Below are 575 nucleotides of genomic sequence, written 5' to 3' on the forward strand. Positions count from 1 at the left end.
ACATGCAGTTTATCGTGCCGGGGCTTATCATGATGGCGGTGATTACCAACTCGTACGCTAATGTGGCGTCGTCGTTCTTTAGCGCCAAGTTTCAGCGCAACATTGAAGAACTGTTGGTTGCACCGGTACCGACGCACGTAATCATCGCCGGTTTTGTCGGCGGTGGCGTGGCTCGCGGTCTGTGTGTGGGCATTCTGGTCACGGCTATCTCACTGTTCTTCGTGCCGTTCCAGGTGCACTCCTGGGTCTTCGTGGCGCTGACGCTGGTGCTGACNGATTGCTGAATGCGGTTTTTGCCAAAACCTTTGACGATATCAGTCTGATCCCGACCTTTGTGCTGACACCGCTGACCTACCTGGGCGGCGTGTTCTACTCGCTAACGCTGCTGCCGCCGTTCTGGCAGGGACTGTCGCACCTGAACCCGATTGTCTACATGATTAGCGGGTTCCGCTACGGTTTCCTCGGCATTCACGATGTGCCGCTGGTGACGACCTTCGGTGTGCTGGTGGTGTTTATCGCCGCGTTTTATTTACTGTGCTGGTATCTGATTCAGCGCGGGCGCGGACTGCGCAGCT

1 pseudogene is annotated in these 575 nt (G+C 56.4%); it reads left to right on the forward strand.

The features are described from left to right. Positions 1-575: pseudogene (locus FDX22_RS19860) on the forward strand (ABC transporter permease); the annotation flags it as partial.

Origin of the sequence: Citrobacter sp. TBCS-14 (assembly GCF_005280805.1) — a bacterium.
Lineage (GTDB): Bacteria > Pseudomonadota > Gammaproteobacteria > Enterobacterales > Enterobacteriaceae > Citrobacter > Citrobacter gillenii.